3 protein-coding genes are annotated in these 2502 nt (G+C 36.9%); 2 read left to right on the forward strand and 1 reads right to left on the reverse strand.

Translation table 11 applies throughout. The features are described from left to right. Positions 1–106 precede the first annotated feature (106 nt). Entirely contained in the window at positions 107–1621 is a 1515-nt protein-coding gene (gene zwf, locus AC1DRF_RS23005; RefSeq protein WP_477741781.1) for a glucose-6-phosphate dehydrogenase, read from the reverse strand. Positions 1622–1785: 164 nt separating this feature from the next. On the opposite strand from zwf, the gene hxlR reads away from it, so the two are divergent. Both hxlR and AC1DRF_RS23015 read left to right on the forward strand, forming a co-directional pair. After that, positions 1786–2151 carry a transcriptional activator HxlR gene (hxlR, locus tag AC1DRF_RS23010; protein ID WP_258357896.1) on the forward strand — a complete coding sequence of 122 codons (366 nt, stop codon included), beginning with the start codon at positions 1786–1788 and terminating at the stop codon, positions 2149–2151. 201 nt (positions 2152–2352) lie between these two features. After that, positions 2353–2502: orotidine 5'-phosphate decarboxylase / HUMPS family protein (locus AC1DRF_RS23015; protein ID WP_477741782.1), on the forward strand; the 150-nt coding region annotated here is incomplete at its 3' end.

The following is a 2502-nucleotide window of genomic DNA, read 5'->3' on the forward strand; positions in this document are numbered from 1 at the left end:
ATCCGAACGAGTTGGATTCTCCATCAAGAATCTCGCTTCATCGTTCGGATCTTTCTTCAAATAAAATGCTTTTACCCCAGCCTCTTTTTAACGAGATTAAAAGTAATCACCACCACTTAAACCCGTCGTCTTCTAACAAATGATTTGAWGCTRCTGGGCCCATCGTACCCGCAGGATAAAAATGAAGAGGAAAGCGTTCATTATTAAAAACTTCTAAAATAGGTTGCACCCATTTCCAAGATAATTCAACCTCTTCCCAATGAGCAAAAAATGTGGAGTCTCCCTGTAAAGCATCAGATAACAGCAGTTCATAAGCCTCGGGTACTTCTTTTTGATTTGTTGAGAAATTGATAAAAATAGGTTCGATTTTATTGTCATTCAAAGGATTTTTGCTGTTTAATTGCAGTGAGATACCTTCATTTGGGCTGATTTCGACAACCAAAAGGTTAGGAATAACTTCTTCATCTTTATAAACATCTTTTAAAGGATGTTTAAATTCAATGACGATACGGGTGCATTTTTTACTCATTCGTTTTCCTGTGCGAAGATAGAAGGGCACTCCTTTCCAAAGCTCATGATCAATCCATACCCGGACTGCTATAAATGTGTCATTAACGGAAGCTGCATTGATGCCGGGCTCATCTTTATATCCTATAACGGAACGATTTTGGATTTTTCCTTTTTCGTATTGACCTCTTATGACGTTCGAATGAATAAACTCTTTTTGTAGAGGACGAAGGCTTTTCATAATTTTTATCTTTTGTTGGCGAGTTTTTGCGATGTTAAGTGTCTTTGGCAGCTGCATGGCAGTCATCATCAGCATTTGAAGCATATGGTTTTGGAACATATCCCTAATTGCACCGGACTGATCATAGTAAGGCGCTCTTTCTTCTACACCAACTGTTTCACTAGCTGTAATTTGGACATTTGCAACGTAGTGATGATTCCATAGTGCTTGTAAAATAGGGTTTGCAGATGCTAGAGCCTCCAAATTTTGAATCATTGGTTTTCCTAGATAGTGGTCGATACGATAAATCTCTTCTTCATTGAACGTTTCAGTAAGCTTTTGATTTAAGACTTGAGCAGATTGTAAATCGTGTCCGAAAGGCTTTTCGATAATAAGACGTTTCCAGCCTTTTGTAGATCCCAATCCGCCGCTATTTATATTTGAAGCAATAACGTCTACAAATTCAGKAGCCACTGATAAATAGAAAAGACGATTTTCAGGAATATTTAATTCTGCTTCGCCTTCTTGAATAGCCTGCAGCAACTGGTCATATCCATCACTATTGGTAACATCCATTTTATGATAGCCAACTGTCTTAAGAAATTCTTTTATCTTGGATTCACCTTGGCTAAAGCGCCTTGAAAAAGTCTTTACTGATTCTTCTACATATATTTGAAAGGCATCATTAGACCAGTTGCTTCTACCCGTACCAACAATAGAAAAGGAAGAAGGCAGTTTTTTATCTAAAAATAAATTATATAACGCAGGAAAAATTTTTCTTTTAGCTAAATCTCCTGTTGCTCCAAATAAGATAAAGGTCATGGAATCCACTTCTAACGCTTGTGGTGAATGAGACTTGAGACAATTATCACGTGAACGAGCTACACTGCCCAATTGATCTCCTCCTTTATTTTAACGGTCTATTACAGTGAATATAGTCTTTTACCGTCTTTACAGATTACAGTATAGCAGGTACAATTTTCCTTTATAAGTAGACACTTTATTTTCATATAGTGTCTAAAACTATACTATTACGCATAAAAAGGGAGGAAAAAGGATTGAGCAGACTTTTTAGCAAAACGTTTAACTGTGAAAAGGAATTAACGTTAACGATTATTGGAGGCAAGTGGAAAATGCTGATTATGTGGCACCTAGGAAAAGAAGGGACGAAACGATTTGGGGAGTTAAAGTCCATGATGCCGGGAATTACTCAGCGAATGTTAGTAAGTCAGCTGCGAGAATTGGAAGAAGATCAAATCGTTCACCGAAAAGTCTATCCGGTTGTCCCTCCAAAAGTTGAATATTCCTTGACTGAACACGGGAGAAGCTTGATGCCCATCCTTGAGACCATGGATGAGTGGGGAAAAAATTATATGGAAACCGTTATAGAGCCTGAAATGAATAATTCCAGCCATATGGGTTAAAATCTTTTGGTGAGAAGGATAAATCCACTCTTATTATTCGGAATTTTCTAAAATAAATACAAATGATACGCTGCATTGAAGCGTCCATAGTATATTTTTAGTGACTATATGTTTTAAAAGTGCCTACTTTTTTTTTGAAAGTAACGGTTTTACAATGAATTCATGCTAGACAACCCCATTTAATGAAGGAGTGAAGTAAGTATGGAACTTCAATTAGCATTGGATCTTGTAAATATTTCAGAGGCAAAAGAAGTAGTGCAGGAGGTTCAAGAGTATATCGATATTGTAGAAATTGGAACTCCAGTTGTAATTAACGAAGGGCTAAAAGCAGTCAAAGAAATCAAGGAAGCC

This window comes from Priestia sp. P5_B4, assembly GCF_056400385.1.